The sequence below is a fragment of the Methanocalculus sp. genome (genome assembly GCF_029762515.1).
Taxonomy (GTDB): Archaea; Halobacteriota; Methanomicrobia; order Methanomicrobiales; family Methanocorpusculaceae; genus Methanocalculus.
Window position 1 is genome coordinate 1 of the sequence record NZ_JARVGN010000207.1, and the last position, 4,046, is coordinate 4,046.

At 53.1% G+C, this 4,046-nt stretch carries 2 protein-coding genes and 1 pseudogene; 2 read left to right on the forward strand and 1 reads right to left on the reverse strand.

The genetic code is table 11. The features are described 5' to 3' along the window. Positions 1 to 211: 211 nt before the first annotated feature. Positions 212 to 1,645, reverse strand: coding sequence for a DHA2 family efflux MFS transporter permease subunit (locus QCH34_RS08100; protein WP_300332682.1), 1,434 nt, complete (start codon positions 1,643 to 1,645; stop codon positions 212 to 214). Between the two features lie 218 nt (positions 1,646 to 1,863). Between QCH34_RS08100 and QCH34_RS08105 the strand changes: the two genes are divergently transcribed. Both QCH34_RS08105 and QCH34_RS08110 read left to right on the forward strand, forming a co-directional pair. Further along, positions 1,864 to 3,861 carry an ATP-dependent DNA helicase gene (locus QCH34_RS08105; RefSeq protein ID WP_300332685.1) on the forward strand — a complete coding sequence of 666 codons (1,998 nt, stop codon included), beginning with the start codon at positions 1,864 to 1,866 and terminating at the stop codon, positions 3,859 to 3,861. Next, positions 3,852 to 4,046: pseudogene (locus QCH34_RS08110) on the forward strand (cysteine methyltransferase); the annotation flags it as partial. The gene QCH34_RS08105 and the pseudogene QCH34_RS08110, both read left to right, overlap by 10 nt.

Below are 4,046 nucleotides of genomic sequence, written 5' to 3' on the forward strand. Positions count from 1 at the left end.
GATCTCAGCCTCGGCTGCGGCAAGTGCCACTTCGGCCCTGATGATTGCATTAAATCTCGCCTCTTCGCTCCAGACACGGCGCATCTCGGTTGTGCCGTACCGGAAGTCTATCGGGTGGATCGCCATGGATCTATATTGGGACTCTGGCAGGATTAAACCGATCCATACCTGTTGTTTGGAGGGAGGAGATGGATGAGAAGAGGGGTTGCGATCAGAAGCCGATCGGCACCTCATCTCCTTTCACTCCTCTGCTGCTTTGAACACCAATCATCAGTAGCATCCCGATCAGCAGGAGTATTATGCAGCAGAAGAACGTCACCTGAAAGGCCCCGACAAGCGCAGCAGGTGGGAGTTCCTTTGCCGCCACCTCTGCGATCTTCGGTCCGGCAGCGAGGGTGGCAACCAGCATTACCCCGGCAACGCCGAGCGAATTGCCAAGGTTCGTCATCATCTTGATAAGCCCTGATGAGGCGCTCCGGTCCTTATCAGGGACGACACTCATGATGGCACTATTCAATGGAGCATATGCGGAGCCTGTTCCGATACCGAGGATGAAGAGTGAGATCCAGATATCCAGAAGACCTGTCTCTGCTCCAATTCTGGTGAGGAGGAAGAGAGAGAGGAGAGATAGTGCAAATCCACCAATGATCGGCCGCCGCGTCCCGATCGCATCCGCAATCTTCCCGGCAATCGGGGCAGAGACAATCATTCCCAGAGGGAGGGAAATAATAATTAACCCGGCATTATCTGTTGAAATTCCCCTGACAAGCTCTAGGTAGAATGGCATAATGACAAGTACCCCTGCCATCACCATCTGGAGCAGGAGTATGCAGATATTCTGAAGTGAGAATGATCTGTTCCTGAAGACAGAGAGATCGATGAGTGGTTCAGAGGATCTCCGCTCATGAATGATGAAGGCGAGCCAGCTGATCGCAGAGATAAGAAGGAGGAGAAATCCGGTGATACTGTGTGCGTTCTGGATAGAGGTGAGTGCGCCGATAAGCGTGGAGAGGGCCAGGAAGATCAGGAGGACACCGAAAAGATCGAGCCGCCCCTCTGGTAAAGGAGGGTGAACCGCAGGAATAATTTTTATCCCAAGAAGCACCGCTGCGATTCCAATGGGTATATTCACAAAGAAGATCGCATTCCATGAGAAGAGCGAGGTGAGGTAGCCACCGGCAACCGGCCCCAATGCAGCTCCCATCATCGTGAACATCGCAACAATACCAAGAGCTGCCCCCCGGGAAGATGCCGGAACAGACGTAATGACCATCACCGATCCGAGTGCGGCGATGGTCGCACCACCGGCTGCCTGAAGCAGACGGGAGAGGATCAACAGCTCGATAGAGGGAGAAAGGGCACAGCATGCCGATCCGATCGTGAAGATACAGAAGCCTGAGATGAAGACCTTCTTATATCCTGCAATATCCCCAAGGCGCGAGGCGGCAAGAAGGAGTGAGACGAGGACGATCAGATATGCAGTGAGAACCCATGAGGCGGCAACAGCCGACGCATCGAATGCCCCGGCAATGGAGGGAAGAGCAATATTGACGATTGTGCCATCAAGACCTGCCATGAATGATCCGAGGGCAATAACAAAGACAATTAAAAGATCATGTCGACTGAGATTCGAGGAGCCTCGCATAAATAAGAGAGATAAATGTAATACCAGATAATTATTCGGATCTGTATCCTCATAATCCTGCTTCTGTTATCCCGGAAAGGTGAGGAGAGAGGAGACTCGAACATTCATTCATTCTTGAGATTCAGGAAATACAAATGCAGAATCATCATTACTTAATAATCTGCAGACAGACACATTGATACAGAAGATCAAACACGATCCCCACGGAAATAACGCATATGAGCTCAATTGACGACTGGTTCCCCTATACCCGCTACCGCCCCCACCAGGAGAAGATGCTGGATGCCGCAGCAGAGACAGCCAGAAACGGCGGCACACTCCTGATCGATGCACCGACAGGGAGCGGGAAATCAAGTGTTGTCTCCGCCCTCCTTGCCGAATCAAAGGGAAGAACCATTCTCGTTGCGGTAAGGACGATCAGCCAGCTGAATACCTTCATCAGGGAACTTGATCTGATCAGGCAGAAGAAGCCGGGATTGAAGTTCACCTACCTGATTGGGAAACGGAGTATGTGCCCGCTCGGCGGGGTTGGGGATGTGTACCGGCAATGCGAAGGGGTGAAGAACTTCACCAGCGCCCTGATGCGGGAAAGGGCGATAAAGGGATCGCTTGTACCTGCAAAGGATCCGGAGATCCAAAAGCAGATCAAGCGCCAGGACCGTGACCATCCGCTCATCTGCCCGTATTTCGTGAACAGCAGGGTCTTTCTTGAAGGAGATGAAGGATTAAGGCTGGTGCCATCGCAGGATATCCGGAGAAAAGCAGAGAAGGCTTCGTTAAATGTCGTGAACCCCGATAATCTCCATGCCTATGCAGGCAGCCTCTGCCCCTATGATCTGATGATGACCTCGGCAAAACATGCGGATGTCGTCATCGTTAACTATCATCATCTCTTTAATGACGATATCAGGGAACAGCTGCTCGTCTCGCTGAATGTCGAGCCGCAGGATATCATACTGCTTGTGGACGAAGGGCATAATGTCGGGGATGTGGTGCAGGGGATCCAGAGCGTCTCCCTCCAGGAGCGGGACATCCAGCAGGCATCCCATGAACTCTCATCCCTGAAGTCGAAGGTGAAAGGGGCAGAAGCTGTCAGGCACGTGCTGCCGAGGATCCGTGACTTTATGGACGGGCTCCGCCGCTCAAATGAGACCGAGGACTGGTTTGACCCGGCAATCTTTGATCGAATACTGACAAAAGGCTCACTGTACCCGTCGATGGCGGCAATTGTCGAGGATATCATTGCAATCAGTGATGTCGTGCGGGAAAAGAGCCTTCAGAAAGGTGAGTTCAAGGAGACCTCCATCGAACGGCTCTGCGAGTTCCTCTACCGGATCCATTGCTCGGCAACCGATCCGGCATACCTGACCGTCTACCGGAAAGAGGAGGACTCGGTGATCCTTGAGGTCAGGAATATCGATCCTGCCGGGAAACTCAAGTTTATTGTCGGATCCCACCACGCCTCGATCTTCATCAGCGGCACACTCTCTCCAATCAACAGCTTCAGGCAGTACTATTTTGAAGATATGGATGTTTCCACCCTCTCAATACCAAATGCATTTCCAAAAAAGAACCGCCTTCTCCTCACATCAGGAGATATAACAACCGCCTTTCGGATGAGGCAGGATGCAGGCAACATCGAGCGGACTGTCCGGACGATCACGGCTTTTGCCGGGGTTCCCGGCAACCTCGCAGTCTACTTCCCTTCGTACCAGATCATGAGCGAATATGCAGAACGCTGCGCCATCAGAAAGAAGAAGGTCTTTGTGGAGCCGCGTGATGCGGGTGAGGCGACAGAAATGCTGGCTGAATTCCTCGGTCTTCCTGCAAAGAAAAAATCAGGTATCCTCTTTGCGGTCTGCGGCGGCAAATGGAGTGAGGGGCTTGATTACCGGGGCGAACTCCTCTCTGGTGCGATGGTTGTCGGTCTCCCGCTCGCCCCCTATACGCAGGTACGGGCAATGAGCATCCAGTACTTCAGGCGGAAGTTTGGGAAAGACGGTGAGTTCATCGCCTATACGCTCCCTGCAATCAATAAGGCAGCACAGGCGCTTGGCCGTGTTCTCAGGACGCCTGATGATCGCGGGGTGCTCATCCTCGGAGATAGCAGGTTTCTCGAAACCGAGGTGAAAAGCGGCCTCCCACCCTGGATGCAGGAGGAGATGACCGCCATCACCGCAGATATGATACCCGGGGTGCTCTCACGATGGCAATGAAGGAAGGTACAGGCAGGTTTGGCCTCTGGCCGGTCTCGGCTGCCTGGGATGATGAATATATTTATCGGGTCTGGTTTGGTCATTCTGATGGAGAAGACGGGCTTCCTCCGGCGATCACCGAATACCTCGCGGGGAAACGATCTGATCTCTCGGAACTCAGGTCACCGGCAGATGAAGGGGAGTCG

Bases quoted from the DNA above. Each gene is read 5' to 3' on its own strand.
- QCH34_RS08100 (WP_300332682.1), bottom strand. From the start codon at position 1,645: ATGCGAGGCTCCTCGAATCTCAGTCGACATGATCTTTTAATTGTCTTT.
- QCH34_RS08105 (WP_300332685.1), top strand. From the start codon at position 1,864: ATGAGCTCAATTGACGACTGGTTCCCCTATACCCGCTACCGCCCCCAC.